This window comes from Bacillus sp. FSL R9-9530 (assembly GCF_038008145.1).
Taxonomy (GTDB): domain Bacteria; phylum Bacillota; class Bacilli; order Bacillales; family Bacillaceae_G; genus Bacillus_A; species Bacillus_A mycoides.
Genome location: NZ_JBBOYO010000001.1, coordinates 3,963,742 through 3,984,565 on the forward strand (window position 1 = coordinate 3,963,742; position 20,824 = coordinate 3,984,565).

18 protein-coding genes and 4 tRNA genes are annotated in these 20,824 nt (G+C 35.5%); 19 read left to right on the plus strand and 3 right to left on the minus strand.

Annotation, left to right across the window (positions count from 1 at the left end):
• Nucleotides 1-18: 18 nt before the first annotated feature.
• The 15 genes from dnaB (at nt 19) to MKX66_RS20035 (ending at nt 12,258) form a co-directional block, all read left to right on the plus strand.
• Complete coding sequence (gene dnaB, locus MKX66_RS19965; protein WP_002016457.1) at nt 19-1,380, plus strand: replicative DNA helicase; 1,362 nt, start codon at nt 19-21, stop codon at nt 1,378-1,380.
• 215 nt (nt 1,381-1,595) lie between these two features.
• A complete protein-coding gene (locus MKX66_RS19970) occupies nt 1,596-2,885 on the plus strand; it encodes an adenylosuccinate synthase (protein ID WP_002034994.1) in 1,290 nt (429 codons plus the stop codon).
• Nucleotides 2,886-3,039: 154 nt separating this feature from the next.
• Nucleotides 3,040-3,115 (plus strand) — tRNA-Lys (locus tag MKX66_RS19975).
• Nucleotides 3,116-3,128: 13 nt separating this feature from the next.
• Nucleotides 3,129-3,200, plus strand: a tRNA-Glu gene (locus MKX66_RS19980).
• 22 nt (nt 3,201-3,222) lie between these two features.
• Nucleotides 3,223-3,298, plus strand: a tRNA-Asp gene (locus MKX66_RS19985).
• 41 nt (nt 3,299-3,339) lie between these two features.
• Nucleotides 3,340-3,412: transfer RNA gene (locus MKX66_RS19990), tRNA-Phe, on the plus strand.
• 282 nt (nt 3,413-3,694) lie between these two features.
• Nucleotides 3,695-4,402 (plus strand): cell wall metabolism DNA-binding response regulator WalR, encoded by a 708-nt coding sequence (gene walR, locus MKX66_RS19995; protein WP_000971867.1) that lies wholly within the window; start codon nt 3,695-3,697, stop codon nt 4,400-4,402.
• Nucleotides 4,403-4,405: 3 nt separating this feature from the next.
• On the plus strand, nt 4,406-6,241 hold the full coding sequence (gene walK, locus MKX66_RS20000; RefSeq protein WP_002143958.1) for a cell wall metabolism sensor histidine kinase WalK: 1,836 nt from the start codon (nt 4,406-4,408) through the stop codon (nt 6,239-6,241).
• Nucleotides 6,238-7,575, plus strand: coding sequence for a YycH family regulatory protein (locus tag MKX66_RS20005; RefSeq protein WP_159147364.1), 1,338 nt, complete (start codon nt 6,238-6,240; stop codon nt 7,573-7,575). Before walK ends, MKX66_RS20005 begins: the two co-directional genes overlap by 4 nt.
• Complete coding sequence (locus MKX66_RS20010; RefSeq protein ID WP_326996676.1) at nt 7,556-8,392, plus strand: two-component system regulatory protein YycI; 837 nt, start codon at nt 7,556-7,558, stop codon at nt 8,390-8,392. Before MKX66_RS20005 ends, MKX66_RS20010 begins: the two co-directional genes overlap by 20 nt.
• Entirely contained in the window at nt 8,376-9,170 is a 795-nt protein-coding gene (locus MKX66_RS20015) for an MBL fold metallo-hydrolase (protein ID WP_002130181.1), read from the plus strand. The genes MKX66_RS20010 and MKX66_RS20015 overlap by 17 nt, the downstream gene beginning before the upstream one ends.
• A gap of 63 nt (nt 9,171-9,233) precedes the next feature.
• Nucleotides 9,234-10,421: a S1C family serine protease gene (locus MKX66_RS20020; protein WP_002035000.1), complete on the plus strand. Its 1,188-nt coding sequence runs from the start codon at nt 9,234-9,236 to the stop codon at nt 10,419-10,421.
• A 53-nt stretch (nt 10,422-10,474) separates the two neighbouring features.
• Nucleotides 10,475-10,660, plus strand: a complete 186-nt coding sequence (locus MKX66_RS20025) for a CxxH/CxxC protein (RefSeq protein WP_002035001.1) — start codon at nt 10,475-10,477, stop codon at nt 10,658-10,660.
• A gap of 59 nt (nt 10,661-10,719) precedes the next feature.
• Nucleotides 10,720-11,199 carry a 23S rRNA (pseudouridine(1915)-N(3))-methyltransferase RlmH gene (rlmH, locus tag MKX66_RS20030; RefSeq protein ID WP_002130178.1) on the plus strand — a complete coding sequence of 160 codons (480 nt, stop codon included), beginning with the start codon at nt 10,720-10,722 and terminating at the stop codon, nt 11,197-11,199.
• Nucleotides 11,200-11,379: 180 nt separating this feature from the next.
• A complete protein-coding gene (locus MKX66_RS20035) occupies nt 11,380-12,258 on the plus strand; it encodes a radical SAM/SPASM domain-containing protein (RefSeq protein WP_002016446.1) in 879 nt (292 codons plus the stop codon).
• A 36-nt stretch (nt 12,259-12,294) separates the two neighbouring features.
• Here MKX66_RS20035 and pepF read toward each other — a convergent pair whose 3' ends face one another.
• Complete coding sequence (gene pepF / locus MKX66_RS20040; protein ID WP_326996677.1) at nt 12,295-14,112, minus strand: oligoendopeptidase F; 1,818 nt, start codon at nt 14,110-14,112, stop codon at nt 12,295-12,297.
• A 138-nt stretch (nt 14,113-14,250) separates the two neighbouring features.
• Nucleotides 14,251-15,234, minus strand: a complete 984-nt coding sequence (gene guaC / locus MKX66_RS20045; RefSeq protein WP_033708487.1) for a GMP reductase — start codon at nt 15,232-15,234, stop codon at nt 14,251-14,253.
• A 236-nt stretch (nt 15,235-15,470) separates the two neighbouring features.
• On the opposite strand from guaC, the gene MKX66_RS20050 reads away from it, so the two are divergent.
• Complete coding sequence (locus tag MKX66_RS20050; RefSeq protein WP_061673858.1) at nt 15,471-16,502, plus strand: acyltransferase; 1,032 nt, start codon at nt 15,471-15,473, stop codon at nt 16,500-16,502.
• Nucleotides 16,503-16,731: 229 nt separating this feature from the next.
• Entirely contained in the window at nt 16,732-18,177 is a 1,446-nt protein-coding gene (locus tag MKX66_RS20055) for a DEAD/DEAH box helicase (protein ID WP_326996678.1), read from the plus strand.
• A gap of 43 nt (nt 18,178-18,220) precedes the next feature.
• On the opposite strand, the gene MKX66_RS20060 is transcribed toward MKX66_RS20055, so the two are convergent.
• Nucleotides 18,221-18,781 carry a DUF1836 domain-containing protein gene (locus MKX66_RS20060; RefSeq protein WP_098635878.1) on the minus strand — a complete coding sequence of 187 codons (561 nt, stop codon included), beginning with the start codon at nt 18,779-18,781 and terminating at the stop codon, nt 18,221-18,223.
• Nucleotides 18,782-18,945: 164 nt separating this feature from the next.
• Here MKX66_RS20060 and trhA point away from each other — a divergent pair, with 164 nt between their 5' ends.
• Nucleotides 18,946-19,593 carry a PAQR family membrane homeostasis protein TrhA gene (gene trhA / locus MKX66_RS20065; protein ID WP_002016441.1) on the plus strand — a complete coding sequence of 216 codons (648 nt, stop codon included), beginning with the start codon at nt 18,946-18,948 and terminating at the stop codon, nt 19,591-19,593.
• 183 nt (nt 19,594-19,776) lie between these two features.
• On the plus strand, nt 19,777-20,793 hold the full coding sequence (galE, locus tag MKX66_RS20070) for a UDP-glucose 4-epimerase GalE (RefSeq protein WP_002035009.1): 1,017 nt from the start codon (nt 19,777-19,779) through the stop codon (nt 20,791-20,793).
• The last annotated feature ends 31 nt before the right edge of the window (nt 20,794-20,824 follow it).

Below are 20,824 nucleotides of genomic sequence, written 5' to 3' on the forward strand. Positions count from 1 at the left end.
AAGCAAGGAGGATTGCGCATGAGTGATGTAATGGCTGATCGTACCCCTCCGCATAATATAGAAGCTGAGCAGGCAGTCTTAGGTGCCATATTAATTGATCAGGATGCGTTAACGTCAGCATCGGAACTATTGGTACCTGACTCATTTTATCGAACGAAACATCAAAAGATTTTTGAAGTCATGCTTGGGTTGTCTGATAAGGGAGAACCAATCGACTTAGTAATAATGACATCAGCGATGGCTGATCAAGGATTACTAGAAGAAGTTGGTGGGGTTTCTTATCTAGCAGAGTTAGCAGAAGTTGTTCCAACAGCTGCTAACGTAGAATATTATGCACGCATCATCGCTGAAAAGGCACTTTTACGTCGTTTAATTCGAACGGCGACTCATATTGTATCGGATGGATACGAGCGAGAAGATGATGTGGATGGCCTTTTAAATGAGGCTGAGAAAAAAATATTAGAAGTATCTCACCAAACAAATGCAAAAGCATTCCAAAACATTAAAGATGTTCTTGTAGATGCTTATGATAAAATTGAACTTTTGCATAATCAAAAGGGTGAAGTTACCGGGATACCAACTGGATTTACTGAATTAGATAAGATGACCGCAGGTTTTCAGCGAAATGATTTAATCATCGTGGCGGCGCGTCCATCGGTAGGGAAAACTGCATTTTCACTAAATATCGCACAAAACGTAGCGACGAAAACTGATGAAAATGTAGCGATTTTTAGTTTAGAGATGGGCTCTGATCAGCTTGTTATGCGTATGCTTTGTGCAGAAGGAAATATTGATGCACAAAGACTTCGTACCGGTTCATTAACTTCTGATGATTGGGCGAAATTAACAATGGCGATGGGTAGCCTTTCTAATGCTGGTATATATATTGATGATACACCAGGGATTAAAGTAAATGAGATTCGAGCAAAATGTCGTAGATTAAAGCAAGAGCAAGGTCTTGGGATGGTTTTGATTGACTATTTACAGCTTATTCAAGGAAGTGGGAAATCAGGAGAAAACCGTCAGCAGGAAGTATCTGAGATTTCTCGTACATTAAAAGGGATTGCACGTGAATTGCAAGTACCTGTTATTGCCTTGTCGCAGTTATCTCGTGGTGTAGAATCTCGTCAAGATAAACGTCCGATGATGTCTGACATTCGTGAATCAGGAAGTATCGAGCAGGATGCTGACATTGTAGCCTTCCTATATCGTGAAGATTACTATGATCGTGAAACAGAAAATAAAAATACAATTGAAATTATCATTGCAAAGCAACGTAATGGTCCGGTAGGTTCAGTAGAGCTTGCGTTTGTTAAGGAATTTAATAAATTCGTCAACTTAGAACGCCGCTTTGAGGATGGACATGCACCGCACGCATAAAGGCAGTATAAAAAAGAAACACATTTCTTATAATAAGATGTGTTTCTTTTTTTTTATATGAAAGATAGGGCTTTCATAAGGTGAATATGTAATTCTTACGAACGAAAACGTTTTTCGATAAAAAAATGTTCGTTTTTTGGTTGACTTCTCTTTCTGTTTTGGTACAATTATATTGTTTGAATAGATCGTTTGAAAATTGCGGAGGTGCTTTAATAATGTCTTCAGTAGTAGTTGTAGGAACACAATGGGGCGACGAAGGAAAAGGTAAAATCACTGATTTTCTTTCTGAGCATGCGGAAGTAGTTGCAAGATATCAAGGTGGAAATAACGCGGGACATACAATTGTTTTCGGCGGAGTTAAATATAAATTACACTTAATTCCATCTGGTATTTTCTATAAAGAGAAAATTTGTGTAATCGGAAATGGCTTAGTAGTAGATCCGAAAGCATTACTTGAAGAGTTGAAATACTTACACGATCGTGGTGTAAGTACTGATAATTTACGTGTAAGTAACCGTGCGCACGTTATTTTACCTTATCACTTAAAACAAGATGAATTAGAAGAAGCGAGTAAAGGTGATAACAAGATTGGTACAACGAAAAAAGGTATCGGTCCTGCATATATGGATAAAGCTGCTCGTATTGGTATCCGTATGGCTGATCTTTTAGACCGTGAAGCATTTAAAGAGAAGCTTGAGCGTAATTTAGTGGAGAAAAATCGTTTGTTTGAAAAAATGTACGATACAGAAGGTTTCAGCGTAGAAGAAATCTTTGAAGAGTACTTCGAATACGGACAACAAATCGCACATTACGTATGCGATACATCTGTCGTATTAAATGATGCACTAGATAACAATAATCGTGTATTATTTGAAGGTGCACAAGGTGTTATGCTTGATATCGACCACGGTACGTACCCGTTCGTTACATCTTCTAACCCAATTGCTGGTGGTGTAACAGTTGGAACTGGAGTTGGTCCTGCGAAAGTTACTCGCGTTGTAGGTGTATGTAAAGCATATACAAGCCGTGTTGGTGATGGTCCATTCCCTACTGAACTTAATGATGAAATCGGTCACCAAATTCGTGAAGTTGGTCGTGAATACGGAACAACAACGGGTCGTCCACGCCGTGTAGGTTGGTTCGATAGCGTTGTTGTAAGACATGCACGTCGTGTTAGTGGTTTAACAGATTTATCATTAAACTCTATCGATGTATTAACAGGTATTCCAACTGTTAAAATTTGTGTTGCTTACAAATGCAATGGCGAAGTTATCGATGAAGTTCCAGCTAACTTAAACATTTTAGCGAAATGTGAGCCTGTATATGAAGAGCTTCCAGGTTGGACAGAAGATGTTACTGCTGTGAAATCATTGGATGAGCTTCCTGAAAATGCAAGAAAATACGTAGAGCGTGTTTCTGAATTAACAGGAATCCAATTATCTATGTTCTCGGTTGGACCAGATCGTAATCAAACAAATATCGTTCGTAACGTATACGAAGCTTAATTGATATAAAAAATTGATTTTTTTAAGAAAAAACTCATATTTTTATGAGTTTTTTCTTATTTTTTATAAAAAAATAAGAAAAGGTATTGCAAAAATGAAAGACATCATGTTATGATATGTCTTGTCGTCACGAAAATATGACGTTGGTGAGTATGAGCCATTAGCTCAGTTGGTAGAGCATCTGACTTTTAATCAGAGGGTCGAAGGTTCGAATCCTTCATGGCTCACCATTTTATTTTTCGTGGCCCGTTGGTCAAGTGGTTAAGACACCGCCCTTTCACGGCGGTAACACGGGTTCGAATCCCGTACGGGTCATGTTTTTTTTATGTTCATTTTTGGTCCCGTGGTGTAGTGGTTAACATGCCTGCCTGTCACGCAGGAGATCGCCGGTTCGACCCCGGTCGGGACCGCCACTTTTGTTTATACCACCATTAGTGGTTTTATATATAGTTTTGGCTCGGTAGCTCAGTCGGTAGAGCAGAGGACTGAAAATCCTCGTGTCGGCGGTTCGATTCCGTCCCGAGCCACTCTCAGGATATTAAGTGGGCCCACTTAATATCCTTTTTATTTTGTCCAGTTTTACAAATGTGGGTAGTTATTTTACAATAGAATGAGGAGCCTCTAGCAGTTGAAGCTAGAGGTTTTTCTATAGATCGTATAGGATTCCGTGTAAAAGTGGATGATACATGAGTCTATGAGAATAGAGGAGAAATACTTAGACTAAGATTGTTGTCATATAGGAACATACTATAGAAACACCAATATGTTTGAGGATTATTGATCATATTTTTATAAGGAGGAAATAGACGATGATGGGAAAGAAAATTTTAGTAGTTGATGATGAAAAGCCAATTGCGGATATTTTGAAGTTCAACCTAGAAAAAGAAGGTTTTGAAATTGTAATGGCGCATGATGGTGATGAGGCGATTGAAAAAGCAAATGAAGAACAGCCAGATATGGTTTTATTAGATATTATGTTACCGGGAAAAGACGGTTTAGAGGTATGTCGTGAAATACGTAAAAGCTCAGAAATGCCAATTATTATGCTTACAGCAAAAGACTCTGAAATTGATAAAGTATTAGGGCTTGAGCTTGGAGCAGATGATTATGTAACGAAGCCATTTAGTACGAGGGAGTTACTTGCTCGTGTGAAAGCGAATTTACGTCGCCATCAGCAGGGTGGTGCTGCAGAGAAAGAAGAAAATACCGAAATGGTTATTGGACCAATCGTTATCAATTCGAACGCTTATAGTGTAACAAAGCGTGAAGAAAGCATTGAGCTTACACATCGTGAATTTGAATTACTACATTATTTAGCGAAGCATTTAGGTCAAGTTATGACTCGTGAACATTTATTACAAACAGTTTGGGGTTATGATTATTTTGGAGATGTACGTACAGTAGACGTAACAGTACGTCGTTTACGCGAAAAAATTGAAGATAATCCAAGTCATCCTACTTTAATTGTAACTAGACGTGGGGTAGGGTATTACTTGCGTGACCCAGAACAGGAATAGTATATGAAGAAAGTTGGTTTTTTTCAATCTATTCATTTAAAATTTGTGCTCATATATATGCTGTTAATATTAATAGCAATGCAAGTAATTGGTGTATATTTCGTCAGGGAATTAGAAAAAAGCCTTGTAAAAGGCTTTCAAGATTCCTTAACGCAGCAAACAAATCTACTTTCTTATAACCTGAAGCAAGAGTTTGTAAAAGAACGTCCTAAAACAGAATCAGTAGATAAAGCTATTAATGATTCGATTCAAAAATTTGCATCAGATCGTAAGAAAGATATTCAAGAAGTAAGTGTAATTGATTCTACTAAAAAATTAATGGCAATTTCAGACGGGTCTAAGCAAAATAAGGTAGGAAGAACGTCAGCAGATACAGCTGTACAACGGGTAATGGTACAAAAGAAACCAGAGTCAAAGATTGAGAAAGATGGAAATACAGGTCATCGAGTTCAAGTTATGATTACCCCTATTCTAAAAGATCCAGGCGGAGAGGTACTTGGTGTCATTCATATCGTTGCATCTATGGAAGATGTGTATAAACAAATGAAGGACATCAACCAAATTTTCGCAACGGGTACAGTAATTGCTTTATTAGTAACAGCTGTACTTGGAATTTTATTGGCTCAAACAATTACGAGACCAATTTCAGATATGCGAAGACAAGCAATTGAAATGGCGAAAGGAAATTATTCGCGAAAAGTAAAGGTGCATAGTCACGATGAGATTGGACAATTAGCATTATCTTTTAACAATTTATCTAAAAAATTACAACAAGCTCGTTCCTCCACAGAAAGTGAAAGACGAAAATTATCATCCGTTTTATCACATATGACAGATGGAGTAATTGCTACTGATCGAAAAGGGGATATCATTTTATTAAATGATCCTGCGGAAAAGATGTTAAATGTTTCGCGTGAAACGGCGCTAGATCAATCAGTTTTAGAAGTGCTAGGAATACAAGAAGAATTTACACTGGATCATTTATATGAAGAGCCGGATTCAGTTTTATTAGATTTTAGTACGAGAAATGAACCATATATTTTACGTGCTAGTTTCTCTGTTATTCAAAAAGAAACAGGGAAGGCAAATGGTTTAATTGCTGTATTATATGATGTAACAGAGCAGGAGCGGATAGAACAAGAGCGCCGTGAGTTTGTTGCGAACGTATCTCATGAGTTAAGAACGCCGTTAACAACGATGCGCAGTTACTTAGAAGCACTTACTGATGGAGCATGGCAAGATCCCAATATTGCACCGCAATTTTTAACAGTTACACAAGAAGAAACGGAAAGAATGATCAGGCTTGTAAATGCATTGTTACAACTATCTAAACTAGATAGTACAGAACATCGCTTAATGAAGGAATGGGTTGACTTTACTGATTTCTTTAATAACGTTATCGATCGTTTTGAAATGTCTAAAGAGCAAAATGTAAGCTTCAAACGATCTTTCTCTAAAAAATCTCGATTTATTGATATGGATACAGACAAAATTACACAAGTTTTATATAACATTATTTCCAATGCACTAAAATATTCGCCAGAAGGTGGTACAGTAACATATCGCCTACGTGACCGCGGGGAGTTATTAGAGATTAGTGTGAGTGATCAAGGAATGGGAATTCCGAAAGAAAATGTAGATAAAATATTTGAACGTTTTTATCGTGTAGATAAAGCGCGTTCGAGACAAATGGGTGGTACAGGTCTTGGGTTAGCCATTGCGAAAGAAATGATTGAGGCACATGGCGGCTCGGTTTGGGCGAAAAGTGAGGAAGGAAAAGGGACAACTATTTATTTCACATTGCCAATGGCGACAGATGAAGAGGACGATTGGGAATGAGTATGGAAAACTTTAAAACGATAGTTCTAATTAATTTGGTTGTCATTAGTCTATTTCTTACTTTTAACTTGTGGACATATGTTCCTGATTCTACTTCTATGCAAAATACAAAGTTCGTTCAAGGTAACGAAGAGATAAATACGATAAAGATTTCGGAGGTTGTTCGCCCATCCTCTGTCGTTATTCATAAAGAGAAAAATCATTATGTAAGCGAAAAGAAGGAAAATATGGATTCGATTTATAAAATTCTTGAAAACGGAGAATTACATAATTTCGAGGAAATAACGGGGACAGTCCCTAAAGGTGATTTTCTGTCTTATGTACACGGAGAAGAAAAAATTGAATTTGTTTTTCCTACAAATATCCCGTTAGATACGATTAAAAATATGTTTAATATTAAAGATAAAAACATAGAAAGTAACAGAAGTTTTAATCGTATTATAATTGATCCTTCTAGAAGTAAGGATCAAGAAATTAAAGTTAGCTTTGTTTCCTATGATACTCCTCATAAAATATATCAAGCAACATTAAGTGGTGCTTATATAAAGGATATTATAAATGCTCAAAATCAACTTATAACAGTAGCAAGACCATATTTTGAGTATCAAATAAATGATACAAAAAAACTTTTTTTACCAGAGGGAATTACGGAATTAAGTAAGGCAGAGTATATTACAGCTAAACTAGAAGTGGATCCATTTAAAAATGCTTTATTTAGTGATCCACGTTATTTAAGTCCTATTTCTGAGAAAACAAAGGAAACATTTACAGATGGCATCCGTTCTATGGAAATTGATAAGTCGGATGCAATGTTGAAATATAAAAATTCCGCTGTACATGGTGATAAATCTACGGATAATGCGGTAATTTTACAAAAAAGTTTTGACTTTGTAAGTGGGCATAGTGGATCCTTGAAGTCCTATCGTTTTGATTATATTAATGGGAGGAAAACTTCATTCCGTTTATATGAGGATGGTTTGCCTGTATTTAATGCAAATGGAATAGCGGAATTAAAACAAGTATGGGGTTCAGGTGAAATTATGCAGTATGAAAGACCCTTTTTTGAGTTCAGTATTACTTTGCCTAGTAAACAACAAACAACTTCTCTCGCATCAGGTCGTACAGTGATGACATCACTAGAGAATAATCCAGAAATTGATAAAAAATCAATTCAGGATGTTGGTATTGGTTATAAAATGTCATTGGAACCGTCCATCAGTGATGCGAGAATCGCTGTCTTACAGCCGATATGGTATGTAAAATGTGAAGAAGATGGTAAGCAACAAATATATGAGTGGAGTGAGGGGGGACTAAATGGATTGGGATCGAATTAAGACCATATTTATTGTGACCTTTTTTGTTTTAGACCTCTTTCTTATCTTTCAGTTCATTCAAAAGCAAGATAGTAATCAATTAGAACTTGTGACGGAAACGAAAATCGATCAACAATTAAAAGCTGAAAAAATTACTATGGGAAATTTTCCTAAAGAACCGAAAAAAGAGTCATTTATAATGGCGAAAAATAAGAGTTTCAAAGAAGAAGATGTGCAATCTTTAAAAAATCAGACAGCGCATGTGCAAGACGAATATCAAATAGAGGGTAAATTAAAAGAGCCTTTTTTAAATACAAAATCATTGTCAAAAGATAAGTATAATGAGTTTTTGAAAAATTATGTGCTGGATGGACAAAAATATGAGTTTGGAGCAATAAAGGACTCAAAAATTTACTTCTTTCAAAAGTATAAAGATAAACCAATCTTCTACAATAATCGTGCGATGATTGTTGTAGATTTAAATGAAAAAAATGAGCTTATTTCGTATACACAAACAATGTTAACGGATTTGAAGGAAATGGGCGAAAGCGAAAAGACGAAAGAACAAGAAATTATTACTGCTCAAACAGCTTTAGAAAATATATATTTGAAAAATAAAATTGCAGAAAATACGCACGTGAAAGAGGCGCAGATTGGATATGCGACTCTTGCGGAGTCTTCTTCTAATGTACAAGTGCTTGCTCCAACATGGAACTTAAAGACAGAACAAAAAAAGGATTTTTTTGTGAATGCAATTGAAGGACAAGTTATGGAATTAGGGGAAACTCAAGTGCCGGAAGAACATAATGGAGTGAGAAAGAATGAGCATGCATTTTAGTGTACTTGCAAGTGGAAGTACAGGGAATATGCTATATGTAGGAACAGATGAAAAAAAACTGCTTGTCGATGCAGGTTTAAGTGGTAAAGCGACAGAGGCTTTATTTAAACAAGCTGAACTGAATATAAATGACATATCAGGTATTCTTGTAACACATGAGCATAGTGATCACATTAAAGGATTAGGTGTATTGGCGCGTAAATATGATTTACCTGTTTATGCGAACGAGAAAACATGGAATGCAATGGAACATTTAATAGGTAATATCCCAACTGATCAAAAATTCATTTTCTCAGTAGGAGACGTGAAAACATTTGGGGATATTGAAGTTGAATCATTTGGTGTTTCTCATGATGCGGCGGAACCGATGTTTTACGCTTTTCATAACAATAATAGAAAGTTAGCTCTTATTACAGATACGGGCTACGTAAGTGACCGTATGAAAGGTGTTATTAAGGGAGCAAATGCTTTCGTGTTTGAAAGCAATCATGATGTGGAAATGCTTCGTATGGGACGCTATCCATGGAGCATTAAGCGACGTATTTTAAGCGACGTTGGCCACGTTTGTAATGAGGACGCTGCATTAGCGATGGCTGATGTTATTACAGATGAGACAAAACACATTTATTTAGCGCATTTAAGCTTAGATAATAACATGAAAGAATTAGCGCGTATGTCTGTATCACAAGTATTAGAAGAAAAAGGTTTTGGGGTTGGAAAATCCTTTGAAATACATGATACGGATCAAAAAATGCCTACGAAAATTCAATACGTATAATTCTTCATTTTAGTAAACAATAAAGGTGAATATAGTTGTTTTCAGGAAGATAGGTGAACAAATATGTCCTTTATTGATGAAGAAAAATATCGTATTAAACGTGCAGGCAAAAAGAAACATAAAGGTATTGTCATTTCTAGCATAGCGGGGACAATTGTAGGGGCTTCATTATTTGCATTTGGAGCTCCTTTATTTTCAAATCATGCAGGTAAGCTTCCGCAAGCTGAAGCAAGTGAAAAAAATATGGCTGAAGCTCAAAGTGGAAATGTTCCTGTTAAACAGATTAGCTTTGTAGACGCTGTGGATCGTGCTTCAGAGGCTGTTGTTGGTGTTATTAATATTCAACGAGACAATTTTTCGGAGGCTGATTCGGAAGCTGGTACAGGCTCTGGTGTGATTTATAAGAGAACAGATGGACATGCGTATATTGTAACGAATAACCACGTTGTTGCTGGGGCGAATCGTATTGAAGTGAGCTTAAGTGACGGTAAGAAAATTCCAGGTAAAGTATTAGGAACCGATGTAGTCACTGACTTAGCTGTACTAGAAATAGATGCGAAGCATGTGAAGAAAGTGATTGAAATTGGCGACTCTAATACCGTTCGTAGAGGAGAACCAGTTATTGCGATTGGAAATCCACTGGGGTTACAATTTTCCGGAACTGTCACACAAGGTATTATTTCGGCTAATGAGCGTATTGTTCCTGTAGATTTAGATCAAGATGGACATTACGATTGGCAAGTAGAAGTATTGCAAACAGATGCGGCAATTAATCCAGGTAATAGTGGTGGAGCGCTTGTAAATGTAGCGGGACAATTAATAGGCATTAACTCAATGAAAATTGCAGCAAAAGAAGTAGAAGGAATTGGATTAGCTATTCCAGTTACGAGAGCTGTTCCTATTATGAATGAACTAGAAAAGTACGGTAAAGTAAGAAGACCTTACGTTGGGATTGAACTAAGATCATTAAATGAGATTCCGAGTTACTATTGGTCAAAAACATTACACTTACCAGGTAACGTAACAGAAGGAGTCTGCATTTTAGATGTGAAAAGTCCTTCGCCAGGTACGGATGCGGGTCTTAGAGAACATGATGTTATTGTGGCGGTAGATGGAAAAGCGGTGCACGATATTATTGGGTTCCGCACGGCCTTATATAATAAAAAAATTAATGATAAAATGACTCTTACGTTTTATCGTGGTACAAAACGAGCGACAACAACGGTGAAATTAGGCATTCAAAAGTATTAAAAACAGGAGGGCCTACCTCCTGTTTTCTATTGTAGAAAAGTGAGGTGAGGAATATGAATTTACCTTGTTGTTTAGAACATGTTGAATTAGCATTAGATATCATTGTGGATGAGTGTGAAGTCGCACCGGTTATTAACAATGTGGATAACTCTAAAGAAGAGAAAAAAACATGTGAATTTTGTCAAAATGAGGCGACATATGTTGTATCGAACACAGATTCTCACACAATATGTGGGTAACATTTGTGGATATGTGGATAAGTCCTGTGGATAACGTGTTTGTAAGGTGGGGAATAAATGTGAATATCTCGATTATTTCAATCGGAAAATTAAAAGAAAAATACTTAAAACAAGGTATAGCAGAATACTTAAAACGATTATCTTCTTACGCAAAAGTAGAAGTAATTGAATTGCCAGATGAAAAGGCACCAGAAAATTTAAGTGCAGCAGAAATGTTAATTGTAAAAGAAAAAGAAGGTATTCGTATACTGGATAAAATTTCTGATGATACGCATGTCATTGCGTTAGCTATAGAAGGAAAACAAAAATCATCAGAAGAATTTGCGGTAAGTATAGATCGCCTTGCTACATATGGAAAGAGCAAGATCACATTTGTAATTGGTGGATCACTGGGGCTTAGTTCTGAAGTAATGAAGCGTTCAAACGAATCTCTTTCTTTTTCGAAGATGACATTACCACATCAATTAATGCGATTAGTATTGCTTGAGCAGGTGTATAGAGCGTTTCGGATTAATCGTGGTGAACCGTATCATAAATAAATTTTTCATTTGTATATAAAGAGTAAAAAAGACCATTGGACAAAAATCACCGATGGTCTTTTAAACATTAATAGATGGTATGTAGATTTCCTAAAATAAGTATGTTTCTATTTCTAAAAAAATATGCTGTAATATGAAGAGGGAAAAAGTATAAGTAGTCATAGAAGTGAGGAATTAAAGGTGAAGAAGTTTAAGAAGTTTTACTTGGAGATTACGAGTGTATGTAATCTTGCGTGCAGCTTTTGTCCGCCGACGGAAAGGCAGAAGCAATTCATTTCTGTAGAGGATTTTGCTAAAAGATTAGACCAAATTAAACCTCACACAGACTACATTTATTTGCACGTGAAGGGTGAGCCGTTGCTCCATCCGAAAATAGATCAACTATTAGATTTAAGCCATGAAAAAGGGTTTAAAGTTAATATTACAACGAACGGAACGTTAATTAATAAGAGAAGGCATAGACTGTTAAATAAGCCTGCGTTAAGACAAATGAATTTTTCACTGCACAGTTTTGATGGACACCCAGGTTCGCAAGATAAAGAGGGCTATGTAAGGAGTATACTTTCTTTCATTAGAGAGGCAACAAGTCAATCGGACTTAATCGTTTCGCTAAGATTATGGAATTTAACTCAGGATAATAAAACAAATGCTGAAATCCAAAAAAATAGGGATTTATTATCTATAATTGAAAATGAGTTTGATCTATCTTATCAAATTGAAGAGAAGCTTACACCGGGAAAAGGTATAAAAATTGCGGAACGCGTCTTTATTAATCAAGACTATGAATTCCAGTGGCCGGCATTGCATGAAGAAGAGGATGATGGAAAAGGATTCTGTCATGGTCTTCGAAATCAGGCTGGAATCTTAGCGAACGGAACGGTTATTCCTTGTTGTCTAGATGGTGAGGGAATTATTAATCTTGGAAATATTAATAATGATTCATTCTCTAATATTATTGAAGGTGAAAGAGCGAACAATATTGTGGATGGATTTTCAAAAAGGGTTGCAGTAGAAGAACTATGTAGAAAGTGCGGATACCGCAAAAGATTTGGAAAGTAAATATAGAATAAGCCCTCATAAAGCGAGGGCTTATTTTTATTCTTGATAAGAACGTTCTAATTCATCAATTAAGGAACCGACGTAAGAAACGGCTTTACGGATTGCATCTGGTTTTGACATGTCAACTCCAGCGTGTTTCATTAATTCAAGTGGTTTCATTGTACCGCCTGCACGGAGTACATCAAGCCAGCGATCAACAGCAGGTTGTCCCTCTTCTTTAATCATTTGAGCTACAGCGGTAGAAGCAGTTAGTCCCGCAGAATATGTGTAAGAATATAAGCCCATATAATAGTGAGGTTGACGCATCCATGTTAAACCAGCGCCTTCATCAATTTCTACGGAATCTCCCCAGAATGTCGAAAGGACCTTCGTTTTTATTTCAGTTAAAGTTGTAGCTGTGAGTGCTTGCCCTTCTTCTGCTAGAGCGTATACTCTTCTTTGATATTCTCCCTCAAGTAGATGGGTTACGAAGTTGTGGTAATATGTGCCGAGTAGTTGCAGAATAACCCATCTGCGCATTCTCTTATCTTCAGTAGTCGCAAGTAAATACTGGGCTAATAGTAATTCATTCATTGTTGATGGAGCTTCAACGAAGTACATAGATGGACGCACATTCATAATACGCTGATTTTTATTTGCTAAATAAAAATGACCAGCATGTCCAAATTCATGAGCTAATGTGAAACACCCGCGCATCGTACCCTGCCATGTAATTAAAATATAAGGGTGAGAACCGTATGGGCTAGAGCAGAAGGCACCTGTTGATTTTCCTACGTTATCTGCAAGGTCTACCCATCTTCCTTTGAAGCCCTTTTCGATAATGGAACTATATTCATTTCCTAATACTTTTAAAGAATCTTGAATGAGTTTGCCAGCTTCTTCGTAAGTGATTGTTGGATTAAATTCAGGATCTAACGGTGCATGTAAGTCACAGAAAAGCATTTGATCAAGCCCTAATACATTCTTTTTTAAATCTGCAAAACGGCGCATATGAGGCGCTAATTCGTTATAAATAATATCTAGTTGGTTGTTATACATTTCAAGTGGAACTTTTTGAGGTTCTAAAAGCATATGGGTAACGGACTCGTACTTGCGCAAACGAGAAAGCGCCACTTGTTTTTTTACTTCAGTAGCATATGTTGTTGCAACTGTATTTTTATATCGTTTCAATGTGGAAACAAATGATGAATATGCTTTTTTACGTATATATGCGCTTGGAGAAAACTCATATTTGCTTTCGAATAATGCAAACGATACAGGCAAATCATTTCCCTGTTCATCTTGTATAGAAGGGAAATCCATATCGGCTAATTTAGTCATGCCGTAAATTTTGTAGGGTGAACTATGAACTTCACCGAGTGCAGCAAGAGCTTCTTCTGTTTCAGGAGAGAGAGTGTGCTGCCTCTTTTTGAGTATCTCTAGTAATGATTTACGGAAAGGTTCAAGTTTTATTTCCTCAGTTAAATATTTTTCAATTGTTCCCTCCTCAAATGAGAGAATTTCGTTATGAATAAAGGATAGTGCGGTATGTACATTCGTTCCTAGAGCGGAAATTTTGGAAGAGTTCGCTTGAATAACTGAATCTGTACGATCAGCGGATTCTTTTAAATTTGCATATGCGCCGATTTTTGTTAGCTTCATTAAAAGCTCTTCTTCTAAAAGTAGGCAATTTAATAAGGTAGCGGGGCTAGTGTGTAATTGTCCTTTAAATGCATCAAGTTTTTTTATATCGGCTGTTAATACACGTAATGCAGTTTCCCACTCTTTATCAGATTCGTATAAATCAGAAAGGTCCCATGTCAATTCAGTAGAGACTTCCGCGCGAATAAGGCGTTTCTCAATTACATTTTTCATTTGTTATATCCCCCTTATTATAAGTATCTAAAAACATGATACTAGAAAATTCAGTGAAATGAAAATATTTTACATTTTTATACATGAAAAAGAAGGACAAGCATAAAAAATGCTTGTCCTTCTAGTTAAATTTATAAATTAATATACTTTGTCACCGTTGAAAATAGAGTTTTTCACGACTACATAATCTACAGTACGAATTGAGTCTAATTTTGTTCCGCCAGCGTAAGAGATAGAGGATTGAAGATCTTGTTCCATTTCGATTAAAGTGTCTTCTAAAGAACCTTTATGCTCAACGAACATTTTCTTACCTTCAACGTTTTTCTTCTCACCTTTTTGGAATTCAGAAGCTGAACCGAAGTACTCTTTATAAAGTTTGCCATCTTTTTCGATTGTTTCCCCTGGAGACTCTTCATGACCTGCGAATAGAGAACCGACCATAACCATAGTTGCTCCAAATCGAATTGATTTAGCTACGTCGCCATGTGTACGAATACCACCGTCAGCGATAATTGGCTTACTTGCAGCTTTTGCACACCAGCGAAGTGCAGCTAGCTGCCAACCGCCAGTTCCAAAGCCTGTTTTAATTTTAGTAATACAAACTTTACCAGGTCCAATGCCAACTTTTGTTGCATCAGCACCAGCGTTTTCTAATTCTCTTACCGCTTCTGGAGTTCCAACGTTTCCAGCGATAACGAAGCTTTCTGGTAAATGTTTTTTAATATGTTGAATCATGTTGATCACAGCATTAGAGTGACCATGCGCGATATCGATTGTAATGTATTCAGGTGAAAGTTTCTCAGCAGCTAATTGTTGTACGAATTCGTACTCGTCTTCTTTAACACCAACGCTGATTGAAGCAATTAATCCACGTGATTGCATATCTCTAATAAATGAGATGCGTTTCTCTGGTTGGAAACGATGCATGATGTAGAAGTAATTATTTTCAGCTAAATAAGTTGCGATTCTTTCATCAATAATCGTTTGCATATTTGCAGGTACGACAGGTAATTTAAATTTATGTTTTCCTAAAGTGACAGTTGTATCACACTCAGATCGGCTATTTACAATACATTTTGCAGGAATTAATTGAATGTCTTCATAATCAAATACATTTTCCATCATTTCACCCCTAAAATACGAATATTTTATTTAGTTTCTTTAAAAACGTTCGTCCAAATGATAATTTACAGTATTTTTAGTAATAAGTCAAAGGTTTTAATGTTTAATTTTAAAAAATAAAGCTTATTTAATATTTTTGGATTTATATGGCTACAATGTATTTTAATGTGTAATCGATTACTGTAGAATTATGTAGGGAGAATAATAGAGAAATATATTAATTTAGGGGAGATTTTATGGGACGATTAGTGTATATGGATTGGCTACGTGTATTAGCGACAATTGCGGTTGTTACAATTCACGTTGCTGCTGGTTATGTTTCTACATTAGATTCAAATAACGTATCGCGTTGGCTGGCTGGTAATTTTTACGACTCACTTTCGCGTGCTAGTGTACCAATTTTTGTAATGATTAGTGGAGCGCTATTATTAAAGGGAACAAAAGATACTTCTATTGGGGAATTTTTAAAGAAACGTGCAAGTAAAGTGATTATACCTTTGATAGGTTGGAGTGCTATATTTTATATCTATGGGGCTTGCGTAGGATATTTTCCGGCTTCTTTAAAGCAAGGGATAAAGTACTTTTTAACAAATAGTATTGGGTTACATCTATGGTTCTTATATATGATTGTAGGAATATATTTAATCGCACCTTTACTGAAAGTATTTGTGAAAAATGCTAAGAAGAGAGAGATAGAATATTTTTTAATTTTATGGCTATATGCATCTGTAATAGTTAAACTAGTAAACTATTATTATCCTATCAACTTTAATATTGAATTATTTTATGTTACAAATTATGTAGGATATTTTCTACTTGGTTATTACTTATCGAATTATGATATTGTGAAAAAATGGAGAAATATTTCTTATATTGGAGGACTTGCAGGATTTATTGGTACGTTCTTTATTACATATCATTATACAGTCAAAGCTAATGGACAGCTGGATCAATATTGGTATGAATATTTTGCTCCGGGTGTTGTACTTATGGCAATTGGGTTATTTGTCTTTTTCAAATATGCTTTCCAAAATTCAGAAAGACAATTACCATTTTTATTACGTGGCATAAACCAAGCAAGTCTTGGGATTTATATTCTTCACTTTTTCTTATTAAATAATTATCTATACATGGTCATTCCAAAGGTGAATGCACATGTACATGCAATATTGGCAATACCTATAAATGTAATTATTACACTTGTCCTTAGTATGTTAATAACTTTAGTATTGCAAAGAATACCGGTTGTAAAAAGGCTAGTTCCGTAAAGAAAAAATCTGAAAAGAAAATATTTTCCGTTATGTAGGTGGACAGGCTTATTATTAAGACTGTCCTTTATTATGTTGTTTTAAAAAACAATATAAAAAGAGTTATACTTAGGTTAAGTTGATATTTTAGCGAATTAAAAATATTAGTTTGATATATCCTCTTAGTATAATTAAATGTAGGGGAATAAAAAATATAATTATTAAATACAGAATAAAATGAGGTTATTACATGAGCAAAAGAAGTTTTACCGATTATGCATTAAGTAAAGAAATTGTAAGAGCACTTACTGGTTTAGGATATGAACATCCAACGGAAGTGCAAGGAGAGGTTATTCCAGTTGCCTTGCAAAAGAAAGACCTTGTCGTGAAATCACAGACTGGAAGTGGAAAAACCGCTTCATTTGGCATACCACTTTGTGAAATGGTGGAGTGGGAAGAGAATAAGCCACAAGCTTTAGTTTTAACACCGACGAGAGAGCTTGCGGTGCAAGTAAAAGAAGATATTACGAATATAGGTCGTTTCAAAAGAATTAAGGCCGCTGCAGTTTATGGTAAATCTCCATTTGCACGTCAAAAATTAGAGTTAAAGCAAAAAACACATATTGTAGTTGGGACTCCTGGCCGTGTGTTAGATCATATTGAAAAAGGTACCCTTTCTTTAGATTGTTTGAAGTATTTAGTTATTGATGAAGCGGATGAAATGCTGAATATGGGTTTTATCGATCAAGTAGAGGCAATTATTGACGAATTACCTAAAAAACGAATGACAATGCTATTTTCAGCAACACTTCCAAAAGATGTTGAAAAGTTATCTCGTACGTATATGGATTCGCCAACGCATATTGAAATTAAGGCTACCGGGATTACAACAGATAAAATTGAACATACACTTTTTGAGATGAGAGAAGAGGAGAAGCTTTCACTTCTTAAAGATGTAACAACGATTGAGAATCCAGATAGTTGTATTATTTTTTGCCGTACGCAAGAAAATGTAGATCACGTATTTCAGCAGTTAAAGCGGGTTAACTATCCTTGTGAAAAAATACATGGTGGTATGGTACAAGAAGATCGTTTTGAAGTTATGGACGATTTTAGAAAAGGAAAGTTCCGTTATTTAGTAGCGACAGACGTAGCTGCTAGAGGAATTGATATTGATAATATTACACATGTTATTAACTATGATATTCCATTAGAAAAAGAAAGTTATGTACATCGTACGGGAAGAACGGGACGAGCTGGTAATAACGGGAAAGCTATTACATTCATGACGCCGTATGAAAATAGATTTTTAGAAGAGATTGAGGAGTACATTGGCTTTGAAATTCCAAAGGCACTTGCACCTTCAAAAGAAGAAGTTATGAAAGGGAAAGCAGTATTTGAGGAAAAGATACATGCTAAACCAATTATAAAGAAAGATAAAAATGCAGACCTAAACAAAGGAATTATGAAATTGTACTTTAATGGCGGGAAGAAAAAGAAAATTAGGGCGGTAGATTTCGTCGGTACAATTGCTAAAATTAAAGGTGTTACAGCAGAAGATATAGGAATTATTACAATACAAGACAATGTTTCTTACGTTGAAATATTAAATGGAAAAGGACCACTTGTTTTAAAAAATATGAAAAACACAACGATTAAAGGGAAACAATTAAAGGTTCATGAAGCAATTAAGTAAACAAAAAAACTATCCACCTCTAACAGGTGGATAGTTTTTTTGTTTAAGTTTCTTTGAGGTCATCAACTAGTTTCTCTGCTAAACGTCTATACATATTACTCATAGTCACGAAGGATGTTAGTAATAAAAGCTTTTCTAGCTTTGGATCTTCTAAGGAAGAAACCTCGTTTACTTCCTTAACACGGTTATTCACGTCTTGCTTAAAGCTTTCCACATTGGTGTCAGTAAGAGAAAGGTAATCTTTATATAGAGTATTTAATTCGAATGTATCATCGTTTATTAACGGTGCATTTATATTTTCTAAGGAGCTTTTTATATCATTAATGGAAAGAGCTCCTTTTAATTGATAAATTAAGCTGATTAAAATCATATGTTCTTTTGAATACTTTTTATTTTTGATAGGGATGAATAATTTCCCTTTTGCGTAATTGTTAATCATTGTTTTTGTTAATACTTTTTCATCATCAGTTCTCGTTGTATCCGCATAAGTATTCTCAAATAGTTGGACAACTTGGTCTACATATAAGTCGACATTTGGGATATCCTCAAGTTTAATACTTTTTTCTAAATGTAATGATTCAAGTAATTTATTTATATTTTCCACGTAGAACCCCTCACTTTTATAACTTAGTGGAACTTAATGTTTAGTATATCTTTAAATATGGTATTACGAAACAAATGAATTGTAAATGTTGACCCGCACGGATAATACGTATATAATTACATGTAGTTATGAAAACTACATGTAATTATATGAGGGGTGTTTATATGAATGTTTATGTAAGAGAACCGGTTAATGCATTTACTCACTTAGGAGGAGCTGTATTATCATTTATTGCATTATTAGCTATGCTTGTGAAAGTTTCTGTTAAGATGCCATCTGTTGCTGCAATTACAGCTGTTATTTTATTCGGTATCGGGATGATGGTCCTTTATATGGCATCAGCTGTGTATCATAGTGTCGTAGCCAGTGAACGTGTTATTTATTTCTTTAGGAAGCTAGATCATTCTATGATTTTCATATTAATTGCAGGTACATATGCACCCTTTTGCTTAATTACATTAAATTCGGCAAATGGTTTACTATTATTTTGTTTAGTTTATGCAACGGCAATTTGTGGTATTGCTTTTAAAATGTTTTGGTTTAATTGTCCAAGATGGTTATCGACAGCAATTTATCTTCTGATGGGTTGGTTAATTGTTCTATTCTTTGCACCGCTAGCTGAGAATCTAAGTACAGGAGGTATTATTTTCTTAGTACTTGGAGGCATTTTTTATACAATTGGTGGGTTTATTTACGGTGCGAAGCCAAAATGGTTGGAGTTTAAATATATGGGACACCATGAAATTTTTCATGTTTTTGTATTGTTAGGTAGTCTTGCACATTTTCTAAGTGTATATTGTTACGTAATTTGATTAAAAAACGCCACGCGATGTCTGTTATGTGGCGTTTTTTTATTACCTGATTTGAATCGTGTATTGTACTAAAAATCATGGGATAAAATGTAAGTTTCTGTGTTCGCATAATAAACATATGATAAGAAATATGTGATATACTTTGAGAAGTTTATAATGAATGAAATATGGAGGACTATAATTATGGCAATACTTGTAACAGGTGGAGCAGGATATATTGGTAGTCATACATGCGTAGAATTACTAAAAAACGGTTACGAAATTATAGTAGTAGATAATCTTTCGAATAGCTCAGTAGAGTCTATAAATCGAGTGACAGAGATAACAGGAAAACAGTTTAAATTTTATAAAGAAGATATTTTAAATCGAGAAGCACTTGATACGATTTTTGAAGAAAATACAATTGAAGCTGTTATTCACTTTGCAGGCTTTAAGGCTGTAGGGGAATCAGTAGAAATTCCGTTAACGTATTATCATAACAACATTACAAGCACATTAGTATTATGTGAAGTGATGCAGAAGCATGATGTGAAGAAGATGATCTTCAGTTCGTCTGCAACAGTGTATGGTATTCCAGAAACATCACCAATTACGGAGGAGTTTCCATTAAGTGCAACGAATCCATATGGTCAAACGAAATTAATGATTGAACAAATTATGCGTGACGTAGCATTTGCGGATGCAGGATGGAGTATTGCATTACTTCGTTATTTCAACCCATTTGGTGCACATGAAAGTGGACGTATTGGAGAAGATCCAAACGGAATTCCAAATAACTTAATGCCATATGTAACGCAAGTAGCAGTAGGGAAGTTAGAGGAATTAAGTGTATTTGGAAATGACTATCCAACAAAAGATGGCACGGGTGTCCGTGATTATATTCATGTTGTAGACTTAGCAAATGGCCATGTAAAGGCGCTTGAAAAGGTACTTGGCACTACTGGGATAGATGCATACAATCTCGGTACAGGTACTGGTTATAGTGTGTTGGAAATGGTTGAAGCATTTGAAAAGGTTTCGGGCAAAGAAGTTCCTTATAAAATTACGGAGCGTCGACCTGGTGATGTGGCAGTATGTTTTGCAGATGCATCGAAAGCGAAGCGTGAATTAGGATGGGAAGCAAAACGCGGATTAGAAGAGATGTGTGCAGACTCTTGGAGATGGCAATCAAATAACAAAAATGGCTATCTAGAAGTTTAATAACCAGATAAAAAAATGACCTTTTGCGGGA

Coding starts and splice junctions, on each gene's coding strand:
- galE (WP_002035009.1), top strand. CDS start 19,777: ATGGCAATACTTGTAACAGGTGGAGCAGGATATATTGGTAGTCATACA.
- MKX66_RS20025 (WP_002035001.1), top strand. CDS start 10,475: ATGAATTTACCTTGTTGTTTAGAACATGTTGAATTAGCATTAGATATC.
- guaC (WP_033708487.1), bottom strand. CDS start 15,234: ATGGAAAATGTATTTGATTATGAAGACATTCAATTAATTCCTGCAAAA.
- trhA (WP_002016441.1), top strand. CDS start 18,946: ATGAATGTTTATGTAAGAGAACCGGTTAATGCATTTACTCACTTAGGA.
- MKX66_RS20005 (WP_159147364.1), top strand. CDS start 6,238: ATGAGTATGGAAAACTTTAAAACGATAGTTCTAATTAATTTGGTTGTC.
- dnaB (WP_002016457.1), top strand. CDS start 19: ATGAGTGATGTAATGGCTGATCGTACCCCTCCGCATAATATAGAAGCT.
- pepF (WP_326996677.1), bottom strand. CDS start 14,112: ATGAAAAATGTAATTGAGAAACGCCTTATTCGCGCGGAAGTCTCTACT.
- MKX66_RS20015 (WP_002130181.1), top strand. CDS start 8,376: ATGAGCATGCATTTTAGTGTACTTGCAAGTGGAAGTACAGGGAATATG.
- walR (WP_000971867.1), top strand. CDS start 3,695: ATGATGGGAAAGAAAATTTTAGTAGTTGATGATGAAAAGCCAATTGCG.
- MKX66_RS19970 (WP_002034994.1), top strand. CDS start 1,596: ATGTCTTCAGTAGTAGTTGTAGGAACACAATGGGGCGACGAAGGAAAA.
- MKX66_RS20010 (WP_326996676.1), top strand. CDS start 7,556: ATGGATTGGGATCGAATTAAGACCATATTTATTGTGACCTTTTTTGTT.
- MKX66_RS20020 (WP_002035000.1), top strand. CDS start 9,234: ATGTCCTTTATTGATGAAGAAAAATATCGTATTAAACGTGCAGGCAAA.
- walK (WP_002143958.1), top strand. CDS start 4,406: ATGAAGAAAGTTGGTTTTTTTCAATCTATTCATTTAAAATTTGTGCTC.
- MKX66_RS20055 (WP_326996678.1), top strand. CDS start 16,732: ATGAGCAAAAGAAGTTTTACCGATTATGCATTAAGTAAAGAAATTGTA.
- MKX66_RS20050 (WP_061673858.1), top strand. CDS start 15,471: ATGGGACGATTAGTGTATATGGATTGGCTACGTGTATTAGCGACAATT.